This window comes from Asanoa ishikariensis (genome assembly GCF_900107455.1).
Classification (GTDB): Bacteria; Actinomycetota; Actinomycetes; order Mycobacteriales; family Micromonosporaceae; genus Asanoa; species Asanoa ishikariensis.
Window position 1 is genome coordinate 1,570,510 of record NZ_FNQB01000003.1, and the last position, 18,130, is coordinate 1,588,639.

The following is an 18,130-nucleotide window of genomic DNA, read 5'->3' on the forward strand; positions in this document are numbered from 1 at the left end:
ATCATGCCGGCGGCGGGACCGGCGGGGTTGCGGGCGGGGTTGCCGACGGTGGCACGTGTACGGACGGGTCCGGGCAGATCACGTACGGGAGGGCGGCCGGGTATCCCGCGTACGGTCCGACGGGCAGTGGCTGCAACGCCGGTCGTGGCACGAACCAGCGGTAGGCCGGCGGCACCGCGAGGAGCACCACGACCGCGAGGACGAGGACCACCTCGACCACCGTGACCGCCGCCTGTCCGGCGAAGAACGCGTCCTCGGCGGGGGTCGTGTCGGAGTAGAGCGTGTCGTAGAACTTCGAGTCCTCCCAGAAGATGTCGTCCGGCGGGAAGCCGTCCTGCGGGATGTCCTCCGGCACGTACTCGGGCTCGTACGCCGGACCGCTCGCGATGAACAGCGGGATGATGGCGGCGCCGGCGACGAACGGCGAGGCGCACAGCAGGAGATGGGCACCTCCCGCGATGAAGACGAAGATCCGCCCCACGTTGCTACCCCGCAGGACCGGTATGGCCGTCGCGGCCAGCCACACCGCGACCACGAGAATGATCACCCCGGGTATGACCGTCGTGACCACGTTGCCGACCCGCTCCCCGTTGACCTCGTCGGGATCGGCGTCCGGCACCAGTTCGACGGCGCGGGAGATGAGCTCGTCGAAGTACACGGCGTGGCCCACGATCAGCCCGAGCAGCCCGAGCAGCATCAGCACGGCCGCGAGCTGGAGCCAGAACGCGATGGTCACCGTCACCGGACGCGGCGGGCGCGGCACGGGCGGATCGGCGGTGATCAAGGTCATGACACGGCAAGGTACGGACTCGCCAGTGGTGGCGACTCCCCCGTTTGGACAGTCGGCGTATCACCACGGGTGGCGGGCTCTCCGTTCCGGTGACAACCACCGAACCTCTGGAGGGATCGTGCTCGCCAAACTGTGCCGCGTGGCCGCCGCCGTCATCGTCGTCTCGGCCGCCGTCCTCGCCACCGCCACCGCACCCGCGTCGGCCGCGAACGGGCGTTCCCTGTTCGGCAACGGCCACAGCGACAAGTGCCTGGAGATGCCGTACTCGTGGACGCACGACTTCGCCCCGGCCGGCCAGTACACCTGCCATGGCCTGCCGAACCAGCAGTGGAACTACAGCACCAGCACGGGCCTGATCCAGAACCAGCTCAGCGGCAAATGCCTTGAGGTCATGTACTGGCGCGACTGGGACGGCGCGGCGGTGGGCCAGTTCACCTGCCACGGCGCCGCCAACCAGCAATGGAACATGAACCGCTCCAACGGCCTGATCCAGAACAGGTTCAGCGGCAAATGCCTCGAGGTGTACGGCTGGAGCACGGTCGACTTCGCCCCGGTCGTGCAGTGGACCTGCCACGGCGGCCGCAACCAGGTCTGGCTCTGGCGCTGAAGCCCCACGCGGAGGTCAGACGGCGGCCTCCGCCGCCTCCTGGAAGTCGACGATGGCGCCGCCATGGTCTCTCGCCCAGTTCGTCAGGACCTCGATGGGCTCGACGAGGGTCAGGCCCAGGTCGGTGAGGCGGTACTCGACCCGCCGTGGCGCTTCGGCGTGGCGTTCGACCAGGCCGTACTCCTGGAGCCGGCGCAGCGTCTGGGTGAGGACCTTGCGTGAGACGCCGCCGATGAGGTCGACGAGCTCACCGTGCCGCCGGGGCTGCTGGCTGAGACCGAAGAGCACGAGAACGGCCCATTTGTCGGAGATGATGTCGACCGCCAGGCGCGTGGGGCAGTCGGCGAGGAAGGCCGGTCCAGCCGTGTTCTGCATGAAAATCGAAGGTACCAGGAGGTAACCCAGGGCTTCGTAACGTCTTCCGCGAGCAACGCCCAGCACCAAACGCGGAGGAGTCACCATGCCACGAGTCGTCGTGTTCGACGAGTTCGGCGGGCCGGAGGTCATGCACGTCGTCGAGGAGCCGATGATCGAGCCCGCGCCCGGCGAGGTGCGCGTCAGGATCGAGGCATTCGCCGTCAACCCGCTCGATCAGTTGATGCGTTCCGGCGCCTCGCCGGCACCTGTCCCCCTGCCACACGCCCGCCTCGGCGTCGAAGGAACCGGCGTCGTCGACGCGTTGGGGTCCGCGGTCACCGGGCTGGAGATCGGCGATCCGGTCATCCTGACGGCCATACCGGACGCGAGCGTCAGGGGCAGCTATGCCGAATACACCACGGTCCCGGCGAGCCGGGTCGTCGCGCGGCCGGCCGGGCTCGGAGTTGTGGAAGCGGCGGCGGTCTGGGTCGCGTACTCCACCGCCTACGGCGCACTCGTCGAGAAGGCGGGGATGCGGCCCGGCGACCACGTCCTCATCACCGCGGCCTCCGGGGCCGTCGGCCGTGCGGCCATGCAGATCGCCAACCAGATCGGCGCGGAGCCCATCGCCGTCACCCGGCACACCGCGAAGAAGGACGACCTGCTCGCCGCCGGTGCCGCCGCGGTCATTGCCACTGACCAGGAGGACCTCGTCGAAGGTGTCCGCCGCCACACCGGCGGGGCCGGCGCCGACATCGTCCTCGACGTCGTCATGGGTCCGGGCCAACAGGATCTCCTGAAGGCAGCCCGCCCCGGCGGAACACTGGTCGCCGCGGGCTTCCTGGACCCTCGGCCCACACCCTTCCCGCGCCTACCGCTGACGATCTTCAGCTACCGCAGCTTCGAGCACACCCTCGACGCCGTCGCGGTGAAGCGCATGGCGGCCTTCCTGAACGCGGGTGTACGACTCGGCGCACTGCGGCCGGTCATCGACAAGGTGTTCGCCCTCGACGACGTGGTCGAGGCGCACCGCCACCTAGAGAAAGGCCTCCACGCAGGAAAGATCGTGGTAACCGCCTAAGCCTATCCAGGTGGGGTGACGGTCGAGATCGCGTGGATCAAGGCGAACTCGCCGCCGCCGCTGAGGCAGTCCGCGGCCACCTCGGGGGGGTCGAGGTCGGTCGTGTCGGGGTTCGCGTACCCGCCGCCGCCCGTCAGCCGGCTGCCGATCGCGATGGGGTCGCGGTCCGGCACGTCGACGCCGGCCACCGCCACGCCGTCCATCCACACTGTCGTGCCCGGCGGCCAGACGGCGACATTGCGACCGCCGCCGGCGGCGGCCTCGATCACGAAACAGTCCGCGTCGTCGAGGTAGCGGACGTACCCGTCGATCTGGGCGTCGTCAGATCGACCCTGGACGCCATGGACGAGCAAGGTGGGATCGCTTCGCACGGTCGATATCCCGTCGCCGGACCCGCAACCCACGCAGGCCACGGCGGCGAGCGCGACCAGTGGCAGCCCCCAGCGTCGCAACGGACACCCCCTTCATGGGAGACCAGTGTGACTGGCCGGCGGCGAGGTAGGTGACCCTGACCGCGTCGCGGGAGCCGGGCCGGTACGGTGCTCTGGTGTTGTCTGTCAAACCGTGGCATCTCGTCGTCTCCGCGATCTGTTGTCTCGGGGTGACCGGGATCGTGGCCGGGGTCGCCGCGTTCTTCCTGCGCCGCCGGTCCTGAGCGTCACCCGGCCGCCGCCAGGTAGAAGGCGCCCGTGGTCCCCGCCAGCGCGGTGGCGTCGTGGTAGCGGATCTCGTACGTGCGCTCCGCGAACCGCCATCCGTCGGGCGTACGCGCATAGCGGTCGTGATAGATCGCGTAGTTCACGTGTGACGTGCCGTCGCGGAAGCGGCCGAGCTCGTGCATGTGCGCCCGGCCCGTGGCGGTGTCTCCGTCCACGGACAGGGCGCCCGCGTGGGTGTGCTGCAGGAAGAACTCCCACATCCCCTGGAGCCGCTCGATGCCCGCGCGGAGGGCGTCCCGCCCGACCAGTTCGACGCCGGCGTCCGGGATCCGCATCACACCGTCCGATGTGAACAGTGAGGCGAAGCGGTCGTAGTCGCGCAGCAGTCCCGCGTCCGTGTACTCGGCCCGCAGCGCGTCGATCTCGACCCGGTCGGCGATAGCGTGGAAATCAGTCATACCCGTCCGACGAAGTGGGCCGGCCAGATGTGAGGCCTGACGTTTCGTGGCGCTGGATCGTCGGACCCGGAAAGGGAAGGGAGACCACGATGGCGGACCTCAGCGAGATCATGAGTGAGCGGCGGCAACTGATCAATGTCGCGTACCGGCTGCTGGGCTCCCTGGCCGACGCCGAGGACGCGGTGCAGGAGACCTATACCCGCTGGTACGCCCTGTCCCGCGCGCAACAGGAGGCCGTCGAGTCCCCTGGCGCCTGGCTGACCACGGTGGCCAGCCGGATCTGCCTCGACCAGCTCCGCTCGGCCCGGGTGCGGCGCGAGCGCTACGTCGGCGAGTGGCTCCCCGAACCGCTCCCCCAGGACGGGCGGGCGAACGCGAGCAGCGCCGACCCGGCCGATCGCATCACCCTCGACGAGTCGGTCAGCATGGCCTTCCTCGTCGTGCTCGACTCGATGACTCCGGCGGAACGGGTGGCGTTCGTGCTCCACGACGTCTTCCGCTATCCGTTCGGCGAGGTGGCGGAGATCGTCGGCCGTACCCCCGCCGCCTGCCGGCAGTTGGCCTCCTCTGCCCGCAAACGGGTCGCCGGGTCCCGGGCGGACGCCGCAACCCCGGACACCCGCCGCGCCGGTCTCGTCCGGGACTTCAAGCAGGCCTGGCAGGCGCAGGACATCGCGGCGCTCGTCGGCCTACTCGACCCCGACGCCACGGCGACCGGCGACGGGGGCGGGCTCGTCAACGCCTCGCCGCAGCCGATCGTCGGCGGCGAGGAGGTGGCGCGCTTCTTCGCCGGCCTGGGCGCCAGGGTGGCCGAGTTCACGCTGGTCGAGAGCCTGGTCAACGGCGAGCCCGGCCTGATGGCGATGCACGACGGCGTCACGGTGATGGTGATGGCGTTCGACGTCGCCGACGACCGGATCACGCGAGTCTGGGCGGTGCTGAACCCCGAGAAGCTGCGGCCGTGGACCGCGTGAGGGTGGACTCGGCGATCCGCAGGAAGTGGCGGGCGACCGGGCCCAGCGGGCGGCCGGCGACGGTCGCGATCACGATGCGGTAGCTCGGCGGCTGGTCGCTAATCTCGAGAAAGCGCAGGTCGTCGGTCTGATCGATGATCGAGCGGGGCATGAACGCGAGGCCGAGGCCGAGCCGGACCAGGTCGAGGATCGTCGCCAGGTCGTTCATCTGCACGGTGATCCGCCGGGTCAGGCCGGCCGCCACGTAGGCCCGGTCGACCGCGCTGCGGACACCCCAGCCAGGCGGGAACTCGACGAACGCCTCGTCGGCCAGGTCGGCGAGGTCGACCGAGCCCCGGTCCGCCAGCGGATGGTCGGCGGGGCAGGCCAGCACCACCTCGTCGGTGGCCAGTAGCTGCTGCTCGATGCCGGGCAGCGGGCCCTGGGTGAGCACGACGGCCAGGTCGAGTGCGCCGTCGCGGAGGCGGTCCAGGTGGTCGAGCGTCCCGCGGGGGCCGGGCGCGGTAAGCCAGATCTCCACGCCGGGCAACTCGGTGCGGAACGTGGCCAGCGCCTCGCGTACGCCACTCGGGGTCAGTCCGTAGAGAATCCCCAGCCGCAGCCGGCCGCGCAGGCCCTGGCCGACCTGGGTGACCGTCTCCCGTGCGGCCTCGACGGCGGACAGGATGCGCAGCGCCTCGGGCAGCAGGGCCCGGCCGGCCTCGGTGAGCTCGACGTGCTGGGTGGTGCGGTCCAGCAGGGTCGCGCCGAGGTCGCGCTCCAGCGCCCGGATCGCGGTCGAGACGCCGGACTGCGCGGTGTGCAGCCGCTCGGCCGCGCGGGTGAAGCTGCGCTCCTCGGCGACGGTGGTGAAGACCTCGAGCTTGCGGATGTCCACCCGACCATCATTCCAAGATCCGATAGAGATATCCAAACTTGATGTTGGTTCCTGATGGATCTTCTGGCCAGACTCGGTTCCATGCCCAGCACCACCCACCGTGCCGGCTTCGCACTGGTCGCGGGCGCCTACGCCGCGACCATGGCGGCCGGTTCCGTGCCGACCCCGCTCTACGTCCTCTACCAACGCCGGGACCATTTCGGTACCACCATGATCAGCGTTGTCTTCGCTGTGTACGTCATCGGCGTGGTCAGCGGCCTGCTCTTCGCGGGCGCCCACGCCGAGCGGCTGCGGCGGCGGACCCTGCTCGGCGCCGCGCTCGCCGTGCAGCTCGCCGCCTGCGCCGTCTTCCTGGCCGCACCGGACCTGCCGGGCATCCTGGCCGGCCGGGTGCTGTCCGGCCTGTCCGTCGGCCTGCTGTCCGGCCCCGCGACCGCCTTCCTGATCGAGCTTCGCCGCCGGGCCGCACCTGACGGTGACCAGCGGCACGCCGAGGTCGTCGCCACCGCGGCCAACCTCGGCGGCCTCGCGGTCGGCCCGCTGCTGTCCGGCGTACTCGCCGAATGGGCGCCGGCGCCGCTGCACCTGCCGTACGTGGCCATCGGTGTGGTGCTCGCCCTGGCCGCCGTGCTGCTGGCGGTGGTGCCCGAGACCACGTCGCCGCTTGGCAGGCCCGCTGCCCGCCCGTTGGCCGTGGCCCCGCACCGGCGCGAGCTGTTCCTGGCCTCCTGCCTCGGCGGGCTGGTCGCGTTCGCGATGTTCGGCCTGTTCGCCGCGCTCAGCCCGTCGTTCGTGGCCGGCACCCTCGGCCACCGCTCGCACGCCCTGGCCGGGCTGGTCGCCTTCGTCGGGCTCGGCGCCGCCGCCGTCGCGCAGATCGGTTTGCGCCGGCTTCCGCCCCGCCAGGCGATGACCACGGTCCTCGTGGGCATGCCGGTCGGCCTCGCCCTCGTCGTCGGCGGCGTGTGGGCGGGTTCGCTCGCCCTCTTCGTCATCGGCGGTGCGCTCACCGGTGCCGCCGCCGGGCTGCTCTTCCGGGCCTGCCTGACCACCGTGGTGCAGCTCAGCGCGCCCGAGCGCAGGGCCGGCACGCTCGCGACCCTGTTCGTCACCAGCTACGCCGGCCTGACCGTGCCGGTGATCGGGCTCGGCGTCGCGAGCCAGCTCACCGGCACGCGCGTCGCCATGGCCGGCTTCGCCATCATCGCCGTCGCCGCCCTGGTGGCGGTCGGCACCGTACGACTCCGCCCCGAACCTGCTCTGGAGCTGACATGACCACCACCATCATCCGCGACGCGCACGTCGTCACCATGGACGACGAGCTCGGCGACCAGCGCCACGCGGACATCCGCGTCGACGGCGGCGTCATCACCGCGATCGGCCCCGACCTGGAGGTCCCTCCGGGCGCGACCGTCATCGACGCCGCCGGCAAGGTGGCGCTGCCCGGCCTGGTCGACTCGCACCGCCACGTCTGGCAGGGCGCGATCGGCGGCGCGGGCGGGAAGGTCTCGCTCGGCGGCTACTTCGGCGTCGTCCTGGCCGGGCTGCTCGACAAGTACGAGCCCGCGGACGTCTACGCGGGCGTGCTGTGGGGAGCCCTGAAGGCACTGCACTCCGGCGTCACCACCGTCGCCGACTGGTCGCACATCGTCACGACGCCCGAGCACGCCGACGAGAACGTGCGCGCGCTGCGGGACTCGGGCATCCGCGCGGTGTTCCTCTATGGACCGCCGGTCGGCCAGGGCGTGATGCGGTGGTTCCACGAGAGCACCGAGCGACACCCCTCCGACGTACGCCGTCTGCGTGCTGAACTCTCTGACGATCTTGCGCGGGTCACCATGGGCCTGGCCCTGCGCGGCCCGGAGTTCGCCACCCCTGCGACCACCGAGTACGACTTCAATCTGGCCCGTGAGCTCGACGTGCCGATCAGCATCCACTCGGGCATCCCCGGGTACCTGCTCAAGTACCGGACCATCGACACGCTTTCCGAGTTGGGGCTGCTCGGCCCCGACGTGCACCACGCGCACGGCGCCCAGTTCAGCGACGAGGACCTGACCCGCATCGCGGCGACCGGCGGTGCGGTGACCCCGTGCCCGACGATCGACATGACGATGGCGATGGGTACGTTCCCGCTCGTCGGCCGCGCCCTCGAGCACGGCCTGGTCCCGTCGTTCGGCACCGACACCGTGGCCGGCTCGGGCGCGGACCTGTTCAGCGAGATGCGCCTCGCCCTGGCCGCGGAACGCGCCCGGGCCAACGCGGCCGCGCTGGCCCGCGACGAGCCCCCGGCCACCGTGGACCTCGACCAGCGCGACGTGCTCCGCTTCGCCACCGCCGGCGGTGCGGCCGCGTGGGGCATGCAGGACCGGATCGGCACGCTGCGGCCGGGCAAGCGCGCCGACATCATCCTGGTCGACGTGACCCAGCCGCATCTGGCGCCTCTGAACGACCCGGTGACGACGATCGTGCTCAACGCGGGCGCGTCCGATGTGGACACGGTGCTGGTCGACGGCGTCGTGGTCAAGCGGTCCGGTCGGCTGGTCGGTCCGCTTCTCGACCAGGCCCGGTCGCTGATCGAGGCGTCCCGGAGCCGGCTGTTCGCGCGGGCCGACCTCGCGGGCGTGCTCGGCCCGGACTGGGCAGCCTGAGGATCAGGCCGCCGCCTGCGCGACCAGGTCAGTAAAGAAGCGGACGCCACGCCGGATCCCCCGCCGGCGGGCGCCGCGGCCTGGTCGCGCGGGCGGTCCAAGCAGTTCGTTTCGCAGGTGAGTAGGCGCTCACCCTGGCCCTAGGATTCGGACCCATGGAGATGCGCCGGTCAGTGCGCGGGCTGCTGCTCCTCGCGGCAGCAGCGCTCGTGGTCGCGTTCGTAGCGATCGCCGGCTACCCGAGGCTGGTCAGCGCGGGCATCACCGGCGGCCTCACGTCGGCTGTGCGGGCGGTGGGCATCGCCGCCTTCGTGCTCGCCCCGATCCTGGCGGTCAGCGCACTGCTGCGCCAGCTTCTCTACCGTCCCTGACCGGCTGATCGCGTTGTGGGTGCCGGGCTGCGGGGCTCCTCACCGTGCGACTGGTCGGCCGGCGCGAGAGGGATCGCGGCAATACCGTTCCTCAGGCCATCGGCGAGCGGCACTACTGGGACGCGGTCGGCGGCCTGTGGCAGGCACTCGTCGCGACCACGTTCGACGAGTCCCTGCCCGTGGCGGCGGACGCGGGGCCGTTCGCCCCGCACAGCCTGCGGCGGGCGCTGCCGAGGTACTTCAGCGACCGGCGGGAGCTGATCGGGATCCTCCGGCGCGCGGTCGGCACGATGTTCGGCGGAGCGGCCGCCGACGCGGGGAAGCCGACCTGGTGCGAGAAGACACCGTTCAACCTGCTGTGCATGGACTTCCCTTGGGAGCTCGTCCCGGAGGCGACCATCGTCCACGTCAAACGTCACCCGGTCGCGGTGGTCGCCTCGCACGTCGAGCAGGCGTGGGCACCACCCACCGTGGACGGCGCGCTCGCCTGGCTCGAGCCGGTCTACGACCGCTGGCTCGCCTGGAAGGCCACGGCCGATTTGGGCAACAGGCGATACGTCGAGGTGAAGGCCGAGGATCTCGCAGCGGACTGGCCCGCGCAACGCCGCTTCTTGTTCGAGCAACTCGGAGTCGAGGACGTCGCGACCAGGTCGACGTTCGAGCCCCACAAGGTGCGAAACCGCGACGACCAGTTCGACCCGGCAACCCGCGAGCGTGTCGAACGCGCGCTCGGCGACGTCGTCCCGGCCATGGGGTACGCCTAGTCCTTGACGAGCTCGGCGGGCACGAACGAATACGGCGTGACGCCGTCGAGGTTCATCAGCTCCGCCAACCGCGGCGCCTTCAGCCCGACCTCGAGCCGGAACCGGAACGACGCGGGAATGTCGGCGAGCTCGACCTGCGCGAACGCGGCGGCCAGCTCGGCGTGATCGCGACAGCGCTCCCGCAGCCGGTCGCGCGTCTGCTCCGGCGTCTCGAACGTGACGGTGTCGACGCCCGGCAGGCCGCGAATGAACTGCTCGACCGCGGCACGCTCCCCCGGCGAGGCGCTCTCCTCCAGCGGCACGATGAAGCCCATCCACTCCTGCGCCGTCATGTCGCCGGCGCCCACGCTGAGCGACGTGTCCTGGACACCGTCGAACGTGCCGATCGCCAACTGCACCGCCTCCGCGTGCCACAGGTCCGTGACGGTGACCTGCAACGACGCCGGCAGGTCGCCAGGCCTGACATTTCTGGCCGCCTCGGGACGGTCGGACGAGTTGCGCTGGTAGGCCTCGTACGCCTGCTCCTTCGTGGTCAACACGATGTCCGTCACACCCGGCATCGTCCGGATGCGCTGCTCAACCCCGGCGTGCGACGTGGCGACCTCATCGTCGAGCACGACGAGGACGCGAGCCGGCAACGGCTGGGCATCGTCGCCGCAGGCCGACAGAACGGTCGCGAACAAGCAAAGACCGAGGAGGGTACGAAAGCCGCGGCGCATGGCTCAGGAGGATAACGAAGATGATCTTCTGCTACCGCCCCACAGCCCGCCGCAACTGCCACTGAACCGACCCCTGGCGGGTGGAAGGACCCCGAGGAGGATCTGCGGAATGGGCCGCATGGCCGACGGAACCCCGATCCCTGTGCGATGCGAGGGAACGGTGCTGTTGCATGAGGACGACACAGGCACGTGTGTCGAGCCGGATTGCCCCGGGCCGACGCAGCGCCACCGTGGTCTGATCGACGCCTGCCAAGCCGATGGCTGCGTTCGCTGTCCCTCAGGACCGACGTGGAGCTTTGGTGGCCGGCACAAAGCGACGCTAGGACTGGATCCCTGACCTGTGTTACGCGAACGCCCCCGCTCGACGTGACCGGTAGAAGTCGTTGGAGCGCGGCAGGGCGAGCAGGACCACGGCGGCCAGCAACGCGGGGGACGCCAGCAGCCCGGACACCGTCGCGACGGGCTCGACCCAGGCGGGCATCAGCTCGTCGGTGACCTCGGCGATGCGGTCCCAGTCGATGGTGGACGGTGTCTCGCTGCCGGAGGCCGGGAGTCGGGACAGCGCCAACCCGCACCCGGCCGGCACCAGCATGACTCCGCCGATGATCCAGGTGACGATCCGGGCCCATTGCCGGCCGGTGGGATTCAGCAGTGCCAGCACCAGGAGGGCGAGGGCGCCCAGCGCGGTGACCAAGCCGATGCCAAAGATGAACACCACGGTGAAGGCTGTGAACGAATCGGGCGGGGGCACCGCCTCGTGTGCCTGCAGGCGCACCAGCCGGGTCTGGACCGCCGCCACCGCCTGCGCGATCCAGGCCACGGCGCTGAGCCCCAGCAACACACTGGACACGACCACAACCCTGGGCGCCCGTGGTGGTGGAGGAAACTCTGCCGCGAAATCGTACTCCGGCGCGATCATGAAGAGGACTCTATTTTCGCGCCCGACACCCCGCGGCGGCAGGCTCCGGTAATTGCGCATTGAATAATGTTACGGCGAGGCGTAACCGCCCAAAGTGGACGGCTTGCCGTGTGACCTGCGGTTGGATACGGCATGCGCTAAAGGCTCGCCCGCAACCCATCGAGGACGACGCGACCGACCTGCCCGCTGATCCAAGAAGCGAGTCGGCTCAGCACGACATCACCGGCAACCGGGCGATATGCCCGCACGAGACGGAATTAGCTGTCAATAAACGCGTTGAGCGCGATGACGACGACCACCCAAACGACGTACGCGGCTACCCCCACGACGATCATGGCCAACGCCTTGAGCGCCGGGTGCAACGACCTGCGCGCCAACTTCAGGTTCAACCATGCGCCTGCGCCGCCAATGGCACCGCCGATCAGGCCACCGAGCGCGATGAGGACCAGCGGCAGCAGCGACAGGACAAGCTGCCACCAACTGAGCCCACGAAACGCAGCCCAGCGATCCCGCTTCTCAAGCGCGTTGTTGGACAGATTCGGTGAAACCATCGAGTCCCCTTGGCGGTGGTGTGGGTTTGTGATCTTGCCACACCACCGATGCCTAGGGTCTCGACCAGCCAGGCCTGTGCGAACCAACCCCAAACACAGCCTCACCAGCGGTTTTACCGCCTGCGCAGGCATACCGGTGCCTGCCACCGAACCGCCACCGACCCTTTGTCAACTCGCCTCGTGACCGGACGACCTGACCGTCTTGTACTGGTGGCGCTACCGTGACGCCGCCACCTGGCGTAGGCCGTAACCCGCTTCAGACGGCCCGCAACCGGTCAAGGGCCGATGTCCAGCCAGCTTCATACAGTTCGCGGGATACCTTGAACCACCTGGTATAGGTTTCATCCGGTTCCCCGTCGCCCTCCGCGACGAAGGTCTGGTCATCCATCTGCCAGACCAGAATGTTCCATCCCTGGTCCGTGTCGAAGTACGGGTTTTCGATCGTGCCGCATGGGATGTCCGCGAGGGTCCAGGCACGAATCTTGGTCACCGGTTCGCTCCACCAACCCCAATGGATTCGGGTAGCTGGCGACGAGACGACGTAGGCCAGGTTGAGTTGCTCTTCCCCGCGATCCTCGCCCCACACCGTAAGTTCGACCGTGAAATCGTGGGCCTCAGGAAAATCGTCAGAGCTGAACCAGGTCAGGCCCCTACGTCCGTTCGAGCCAGGTTCGAACGGGTGGAGATCTGAAGGTGGAGTTCACCCGCGTCGTGCCCGCCTCGGGGAACCTGGCCGTGTGCGGCCAACAGTTCTGGCTCGGCCCAGACCGAGCCGGCACCACCACCTCGTTCTGGGCCGACACCACCGTGGTCCACCTACTCACCAACGGTGCGCGACTCAAGACCGTTCCCTCCCGCCTCACCGTGGCGCACCTGCACCGCCTGCTCGACGAAGGCGCCCGTCCGGCCGGGCCGCCACCCATCCCGGTCGGCCGGCCGGGCGACCCGGTCGAGGTCGACCAGCTAGTCAACGGCATCGGCTTGGTCAGCCTTGCCTGTCGGCAACACCCCGTCGGCTACCACTTCGCCGGCCGACGCCTAACGATGCGCCTTGACCACAGCCTGCTCCAGCTCATCGACGACGGCGTCCTGTTGCGCAGCCTGCCCAACCCGCTGACCCCTGCCGAAGTGGCCCGCATCCGCGATGCCCGGCCCGCCGGACCGGCTCCCCAGCCCGCACCCGAACCGGTGCGGGTGGAACGGCGGGTCAGCAGCCGCGGCGCGATAGTCGTCGCCGGACAACGCATCCACGTCGGCATGGTCCATGCCGGCCGCACCGCCACCGTCGAAGCGGCCGACCGCACCTTCCGCGTCTACGAAGGCGACGAACGGCTCACCGAGATCGCCCGCACCACCACCACAGTCATCGCTCGATTTAAGGCCCGCAAGCCCGAACCGCCGCGCACGACTCGGAGCCAGCGTTAGCCGAATGGCAGACTCACGCCATGATCCGCTTCGGCATCCGGGACTACCAGCCGCACTGGCTCAACGGCCGCGACAACGTCATCGCCGCACATGGCCGACGCCTTGCCGGTTTGGCCGGTCGAACCCTCCAGCAGGTCTGGTTGGTATGGGACCTCGACGATGACGAGTGGTTCGCTGATGCGCCCGTCCTGTTCGACTTCGGCGAAGAACAGGTCGAGATCGATCATCAGAAGTTCGATGACCTCTCGATCACATGGAACACCGTCGACCCGGCGCGGCCGATCGAGGACTCCTACTTCCACCTCGCCTGGCGCGCCGAACCCCTGGCAGACCTCCAACACCTGCCCGGCCACAGCCTACGCAGCATCGAAATCCTCGAGTGGATCGGCGACGGCCAACGCGACATGGCCGAGGGCAGCCTCGCGATCGGCTTCGACTTCGCTCCGGCATGGGTAACAATCTTCAACGCCCTCGACGAGAACGGCCTTGAGTACGGTCCACCAGGCCCGCACTACAGGCGCCACCGCCTAACCCGCTGACCGAGAACGCCTCGACCGACCAGCCCCGTTCAACGCCTCCCAACGCGGCCACCTACCGGCTAACCTCAAGCCCGACTAATTGTCTAGCCGGACGTGTCACGCATCATCCGACCCTGATCTGTAACGGATCAACTGGAGCCCGACAAATGCGTCGTCCTCATGTCTGCTCGGCAGGCGTGCGCTTGAGCTGACGTGTGCGTGAACCGCATGCGGCGCCCGGCGGGCCGTCCCGAGTTCGTGGGAGCATCTGTGCGATGGAAGCACTCGAAGGGTCCATAGGTACCGTCACGTTGCGAATGTCCCAGGCCGAAGCCGTCGTGCTGCACGAGGCGATCGCCCGCGCTGAGTTCGCGAATGACCTCGGCGAGATTGAGCTCCAACCAGTCGAACAGAAGGTGTTCTCGGCCGTCCAGCAGACCCTCGCGCCACTAATCGCCGGTCTCGGAACCGATGGATACCAAGGCACCTTGGATCGTGCGTACACAGCGATTGACCCAAAGATGTAAGCCAGAAGTCCACTCGTACCGTCGAGCGAACGTGCCCGACGAGCCTGTCAACCGTCGCCGTTCAGCCGAAGCTGATCCGTCACGAGCTAATTGGAACCGGCAAGATTGCCAGAGGGCGAGCCTTCATCCCGCGATCAGCGTGACACCGTCATGGATTCTCACTGCTGCGTCGCGGACACGGCCTGACCTTGCCGCGAACCTGTCTCGATCCCGCTGCCTCGCAGGTCAGAGACCATGTCGCGGCTACTTCGCGTTGAAGTAGTTGGCTTCTGGGTGGTGGACGATGATGGCGTCCGTGGCCTGTTCCGGGACCAACTGGAACTCCTCCGACAGGTGCACGCCGATCCGGCCCGCGTCCAGCAGGTCCACGACCTTCGCGCGGTCTTCCAGGTCCGGGCACGCCGGGTAGCCGAAGGCGTAGCGGCAACCCCGGTACTCCGTGCGGAGCAGCCCGGCCAGCGACGGCGGGTCCGCCGCGGCCACCGTCTCCCCCGACGGCAGGACGAGTTCCGACCGGATCCGCTGGTGCCAGTACTCGGCCAGCGCCTCCGTCAACTGGACCGACAGGCCGTGCACTTCCAGATAGTCCCGGTACTCGTTGCGGGCGAACAGTTTCGCCGTGTACTCGCTGATGGGCTGGCCCACCGTGACCAACTGCAGGGCCAGGACGTCCGACGATGTGGACGAGAAGAAGTCGGCCAGGCACAGCCGCCGCTCCTGGCGTTGGCGTGGGAACGAGAAGCGGGTCAGCTCGGTCGACCCGTCGGCCGCGAGGACCATCAGGTCGTTGCCCGACGAGCGGGCCGGGAAGTAGCCGTAGACCACCGACGCCTCGAGGACCTGGTCGGCGGCGAGGCGGTCCAGCCAGTAGCGCAGCCGCGGGCGGCCCTCCGTCTCGACCAGCTCCTCGTAGGACGGGCCGCCACCCCGCGCGCCGCGCAGACCCCACTGGCCGAGGAACAGGGCGCGCTCGTCCAGCAGCGCCGCATACGACGCGAGCGGCACGCCCTTGATCACCCGCGTGCCGAGGAACGGCGCCGACGGAACCTCCACGGATGCGGCCACGTCCGAGCGCACCGAGTCGTCCTCCAGCGACGGCAGGTCGGAGGAGACCTGAGCACGCTGCCGTTCCCGCCGGGCCCGGCGGGCCGCCAGGGCCTCCTCACGTGCGGGGTCTACCACCGGAGCACCGCCGCGCCGCGCCGTCATCACGCGGTCCATCAAGGACAGTCCCTCGAAAGCGTCGCGGGCGTAATGGACCTCGCCGCCGGAATACAGCGAGCGCAAGTCGTCCTCCACATAGGACCGCGTCAACGCCGCGCCGCCCAACAGGACCGGCCACCGTCCGGCGACACCGCGGGAGAGCATCTCCTGGAGGTTCTCCTTCATCACCACCGTGCTCTTGACCAGCAGGCCCGACATGCCGATCGCGTCCGCGTCGTTCGACTCGGCCGCGTCCAGGATCGAGGCGATGGGTTGCTTGATGCCGATGTTGACGACCTCGTACCCGTTGTTTGACAGGATGATGTCGACCAGGTTCTTGCCGATGTCGTGCACGTCGCCCTTGACCGTGGCCAGCACGATGCGGCCCTTGCCCTGGTCGTCGTCGGACTTCTCGATGTGCGGCTCCAGGTGCGCCACCGCGGTCTTCATCACCTCGGCCGACTGGAGCACGAACGGCAACTGCATCTGCCCGGAGCCGAACAGCTCGCCGACGACCTTCATGCCGTCCAGCAGCGTGTCGTTGATGATCGCCAGGGCGGACCGCGACTCCAGCGCGGCGGTCAGGTCGTCCTCGAGCCCGACCCGCTCACCGTCGATGATCCGGCGCTTGAGCCGCTCGTCCAGCGGCAGGGAAGCGAGCTCCGCCGACCGCGACGCCCGCGCCGAGGCCACGTCGACGCCCTCGAACAGCGCGATGAACTCCTGCACCGGGTCATAGCCGGGCGCGCGACGGTCGTACACCAGATCAAGAGCGACCTTGCGCTGCTGTTCGGGAATGCGCGACATCGGCAGGATCTTGCTCGCGTGAACGATCGCGCTCGTCAGACCGGCGGATTCGCACTCGTGCAGGAACACCGAGTTGAGCACCTGCCGCGCGGCCGGGTTGAGGCCGAACGAGATGTTCGAGATGCCGAGCGTGAAATTCACTCCGGGGTACGACGAAGCGATGGACCGGATCGCCTCGATCGTCTCGATCCCGTCCCGCCGCGTCTCCTCCTGGCCCGTAGCGATCGGGAACGTCAGCGCGTCGATGAGGATGTCCGACCGCGACAGGCCCCACCGCCCGGTCAGGTCGTCGATCAGCCGCCGGGCGACCCGGACCTTCCACTCCGCGGTGCGCGCCTGCCCCTCCTCGTCGATCAGCAGTGCGACGACGGCGGCGCCGTGCTCCCGCACGATCGGCATCACCCGGGCGTACCGCGAGGTCGGTCCGTCGCCGTCCTCGAAGTTGACCGAGTTGACCACGCAACGCCCGCCGAGCATCTCCAGGCCGGCCTCCACCACGGCCGGCTCGGTCGAGTCGAGCATGATCGGCAGCGTCGACGCGGTCGCGAAGCGGCCGGCCAGCTCCTTCATGTCGACCGCGCCGTCCCGGCCGACGTAGTCCACGCACAGGTCGAGCAGGTGCGAGCCGTCGCGGGCCTGCGAGCGGGCGAGCTCCACGCAGGCCTGCCAGTCGCCGGCCAGCATCGCCTCGCGGAACGCCTTCGAGCCGTTGGCGTTGGTCCGCTCGCCGATCATGAGGACGCTGGCGTCCTGCGCGAACGGCACGTGGTGATAGATCGAGGACACCCCGGGCTCGACGTCCGCCTCCCGCCGTACCCGCGGCGTGTTCACGCCCAGTGCCTCGACGACCGCCGCGATATGGGCCGGCGTCGTGCCGCAGCACCCACCGACCAGCGCCGCCCCATAGGAGGACACGAAATCACCCAAGGCCGAGGCCAGCTCAGCGGGCGTCAGCGGGTAGTACGCGCCGTCCGAGGTCAGTTGCGGCAACCCCGCGTTCGGCATCACCGACAGGGGTACGCGCGCGTGCTGCGCCAGGTACCGCAGGTGTTCGGTCATCTCCGCCGGCCCGGTGGCGCAGTTGAGCCCGATCAGGTCGACACCGAGCGGCTCGATCGCGGTCAGCGCCGCCCCGATCTCGCTTCCGAGCAGCATCGTCCCGGTGGTCTCGACCGTCACATGGGCCACGATCGGCACCGAGCGTCCCGCCTCGCTCATCGCCCGGCGCGCGCCGTTGACCGCCGACTTGAGCTGGAGCAGGTCCTGGCAGGTCTCGATGATCAGCGCGTCCGAGCCACCGAGCAGCAGGCCAAGGGCGTTCTCCTGGTACGCGTCGCGCAAAGTCCGGTAGGCCGCGTGCCCCAGCGTCGGCAGCTTGGTGCCGGGACCCATGGAGCCGAGCACGAACCGGGGCCGGTCAGCGGTGGCGAACCGGTCGGCGGAGGCACGGGCGATCCGGGCGCCGGCCTCGGCCAGCTCACGGATCCGCGCCTCGATCCCGTACTCCCCCAGGTTGCCGAGGTTGGCCCCGAAGGTGTTGGTCTCCACGCAGTCGGCACCGGCGGTGAAATAGGCGTCGTGCACCCCGCCGACCACCTCGGGCCGGGTCACGTTGAGCACCTCGTTGCAGCCCTCGTGGCCCTCGAAGTCGTCGAGTGTCAGATCGGCCGCCTGGAGCATGGTGCCCATGGCGCCGTCGGCGATCAGTACCCGGCCGGCGAGCGCGTCAAGGAACGAGTTCGACACCCTCTCAGGCTAGTGCGTCCGTCCGTTTCGCGTAGGAAGCGATGATCCAAACCGGTACGCCGATGTGACCGGGGTCGCTCCCTGTCACCCACCGGCGCCGCGCCGCCGAGCCCTCGCCGGCGGGTGCAC

Annotated in this window: 20 protein-coding genes; 10 read left to right on the forward strand and 10 right to left on the reverse strand. The window is 69.5% G+C overall.

Annotation, left to right across the window (positions count from 1 at the left end):
* Nucleotide 1 precedes the first annotated feature (1 nt).
* Nucleotides 2–790, reverse strand: a complete 789-nt coding sequence (locus BLV39_RS43245) for a hypothetical protein (RefSeq protein ID WP_176985159.1) — start codon at nt 788–790, stop codon at nt 2–4.
* Between the two features lie 118 nt (nt 791–908).
* Between BLV39_RS43245 and BLV39_RS43250 the strand changes: the two genes are divergently transcribed.
* Nucleotides 909–1,397: an RICIN domain-containing protein gene (locus tag BLV39_RS43250; protein WP_176985160.1), complete on the forward strand. Its 489-nt coding sequence runs from the start codon at nt 909–911 to the stop codon at nt 1,395–1,397.
* A 15-nt stretch (nt 1,398–1,412) separates the two neighbouring features.
* On the opposite strand, the gene BLV39_RS31190 is transcribed toward BLV39_RS43250, so the two are convergent.
* Nucleotides 1,413–1,772 carry a winged helix-turn-helix transcriptional regulator gene (locus BLV39_RS31190; RefSeq protein WP_090800206.1) on the reverse strand — a complete coding sequence of 120 codons (360 nt, stop codon included), beginning with the start codon at nt 1,770–1,772 and terminating at the stop codon, nt 1,413–1,415.
* An 85-nt stretch (nt 1,773–1,857) separates the two neighbouring features.
* On the opposite strand from BLV39_RS31190, the gene BLV39_RS31195 reads away from it, so the two are divergent.
* Complete coding sequence (locus BLV39_RS31195; protein ID WP_090800207.1) at nt 1,858–2,835, forward strand: zinc-dependent alcohol dehydrogenase family protein; 978 nt, start codon at nt 1,858–1,860, stop codon at nt 2,833–2,835.
* 2 nt (nt 2,836–2,837) lie between these two features.
* On the opposite strand, the gene BLV39_RS31200 is transcribed toward BLV39_RS31195, so the two are convergent.
* Complete coding sequence (locus BLV39_RS31200) at nt 2,838–3,206, reverse strand: hypothetical protein (RefSeq protein ID WP_143049962.1); 369 nt, start codon at nt 3,204–3,206, stop codon at nt 2,838–2,840.
* Between the two features lie 287 nt (nt 3,207–3,493).
* The gene (locus tag BLV39_RS31205) at nt 3,494–3,952 is read right to left on the reverse strand and encodes a nuclear transport factor 2 family protein (RefSeq protein ID WP_090800209.1); all 459 of its coding nucleotides are present in this window, start codon (nt 3,950–3,952) and stop codon (nt 3,494–3,496) included.
* Nucleotides 3,953–4,041: 89 nt separating this feature from the next.
* On the opposite strand from BLV39_RS31205, the gene sigJ reads away from it, so the two are divergent.
* Nucleotides 4,042–4,926, forward strand: a complete 885-nt coding sequence (gene sigJ / locus BLV39_RS31210; protein ID WP_090800210.1) for an RNA polymerase sigma factor SigJ — start codon at nt 4,042–4,044, stop codon at nt 4,924–4,926.
* Here the strand turns inward: sigJ and BLV39_RS42565 are convergent.
* Complete coding sequence (locus BLV39_RS42565) at nt 4,871–5,803, reverse strand: LysR family transcriptional regulator (protein ID WP_176985161.1); 933 nt, start codon at nt 5,801–5,803, stop codon at nt 4,871–4,873. The genes sigJ and BLV39_RS42565 overlap by 56 nt on opposite strands.
* Nucleotides 5,804–5,884: 81 nt before the next feature.
* Between BLV39_RS42565 and BLV39_RS31225 the strand changes: the two genes are divergently transcribed.
* From BLV39_RS31225 to BLV39_RS31240, 4 genes are all read left to right on the forward strand, one after another.
* Nucleotides 5,885–7,078, forward strand: coding sequence for an MFS transporter (locus BLV39_RS31225; RefSeq protein WP_176985162.1), 1,194 nt, complete (start codon nt 5,885–5,887; stop codon nt 7,076–7,078).
* Nucleotides 7,075–8,451: an amidohydrolase family protein gene (locus BLV39_RS31230; RefSeq protein WP_090800213.1), complete on the forward strand. Its 1,377-nt coding sequence runs from the start codon at nt 7,075–7,077 to the stop codon at nt 8,449–8,451. The genes BLV39_RS31225 and BLV39_RS31230 overlap by 4 nt, the downstream gene beginning before the upstream one ends.
* Before the next feature lie 155 nt (nt 8,452–8,606).
* Nucleotides 8,607–8,822, forward strand: coding sequence for a hypothetical protein (locus BLV39_RS31235; protein WP_090800214.1), 216 nt, complete (start codon nt 8,607–8,609; stop codon nt 8,820–8,822).
* Nucleotides 8,823–8,866: 44 nt separating this feature from the next.
* Nucleotides 8,867–9,586, forward strand: coding sequence for a sulfotransferase family protein (locus tag BLV39_RS31240; protein ID WP_090800215.1), 720 nt, complete (start codon nt 8,867–8,869; stop codon nt 9,584–9,586).
* Here BLV39_RS31240 and BLV39_RS31245 read toward each other — a convergent pair.
* From BLV39_RS31245 to BLV39_RS31260, 4 genes are all read right to left on the reverse strand, one after another.
* Nucleotides 9,583–10,269, reverse strand: coding sequence for a permease-like cell division protein FtsX (locus BLV39_RS31245; protein WP_090800216.1), 687 nt, complete (start codon nt 10,267–10,269; stop codon nt 9,583–9,585). The genes BLV39_RS31240 and BLV39_RS31245 overlap by 4 nt on opposite strands.
* Before the next feature lie 379 nt (nt 10,270–10,648).
* A complete protein-coding gene (locus BLV39_RS31250; RefSeq protein ID WP_143049964.1) occupies nt 10,649–11,155 on the reverse strand; it encodes a hypothetical protein in 507 nt (168 codons plus the stop codon).
* Between the two features lie 326 nt (nt 11,156–11,481).
* Nucleotides 11,482–11,775, reverse strand: coding sequence for a hypothetical protein (locus BLV39_RS31255; RefSeq protein WP_090800218.1), 294 nt, complete (start codon nt 11,773–11,775; stop codon nt 11,482–11,484).
* Between the two features lie 256 nt (nt 11,776–12,031).
* Nucleotides 12,032–12,265, reverse strand: a complete 234-nt coding sequence (locus tag BLV39_RS31260; protein WP_090800219.1) for a hypothetical protein — start codon at nt 12,263–12,265, stop codon at nt 12,032–12,034.
* A 203-nt stretch (nt 12,266–12,468) separates the two neighbouring features.
* On the opposite strand from BLV39_RS31260, the gene BLV39_RS31265 reads away from it, so the two are divergent.
* The 3 genes from BLV39_RS31265 to BLV39_RS31275 all read left to right on the forward strand — a co-directional run bounded on the left by BLV39_RS31265 (nt 12,469) and on the right by BLV39_RS31275 (nt 14,245).
* Nucleotides 12,469–13,200, forward strand: coding sequence for a hypothetical protein (locus BLV39_RS31265; protein WP_239083866.1), 732 nt, complete (start codon nt 12,469–12,471; stop codon nt 13,198–13,200).
* A 20-nt stretch (nt 13,201–13,220) separates the two neighbouring features.
* Nucleotides 13,221–13,739, forward strand: a complete 519-nt coding sequence (locus tag BLV39_RS31270) for a hypothetical protein (RefSeq protein ID WP_090800220.1) — start codon at nt 13,221–13,223, stop codon at nt 13,737–13,739.
* A gap of 254 nt (nt 13,740–13,993) precedes the next feature.
* Nucleotides 13,994–14,245 carry a hypothetical protein gene (locus tag BLV39_RS31275; protein WP_176985163.1) on the forward strand — a complete coding sequence of 84 codons (252 nt, stop codon included), beginning with the start codon at nt 13,994–13,996 and terminating at the stop codon, nt 14,243–14,245.
* A gap of 243 nt (nt 14,246–14,488) precedes the next feature.
* On the opposite strand, the gene metH is transcribed toward BLV39_RS31275, so the two are convergent.
* Complete coding sequence (gene metH, locus BLV39_RS31280) at nt 14,489–18,001, reverse strand: methionine synthase (RefSeq protein ID WP_090800221.1); 3,513 nt, start codon at nt 17,999–18,001, stop codon at nt 14,489–14,491.
* Nucleotides 18,002–18,130 lie beyond the last annotated feature (129 nt).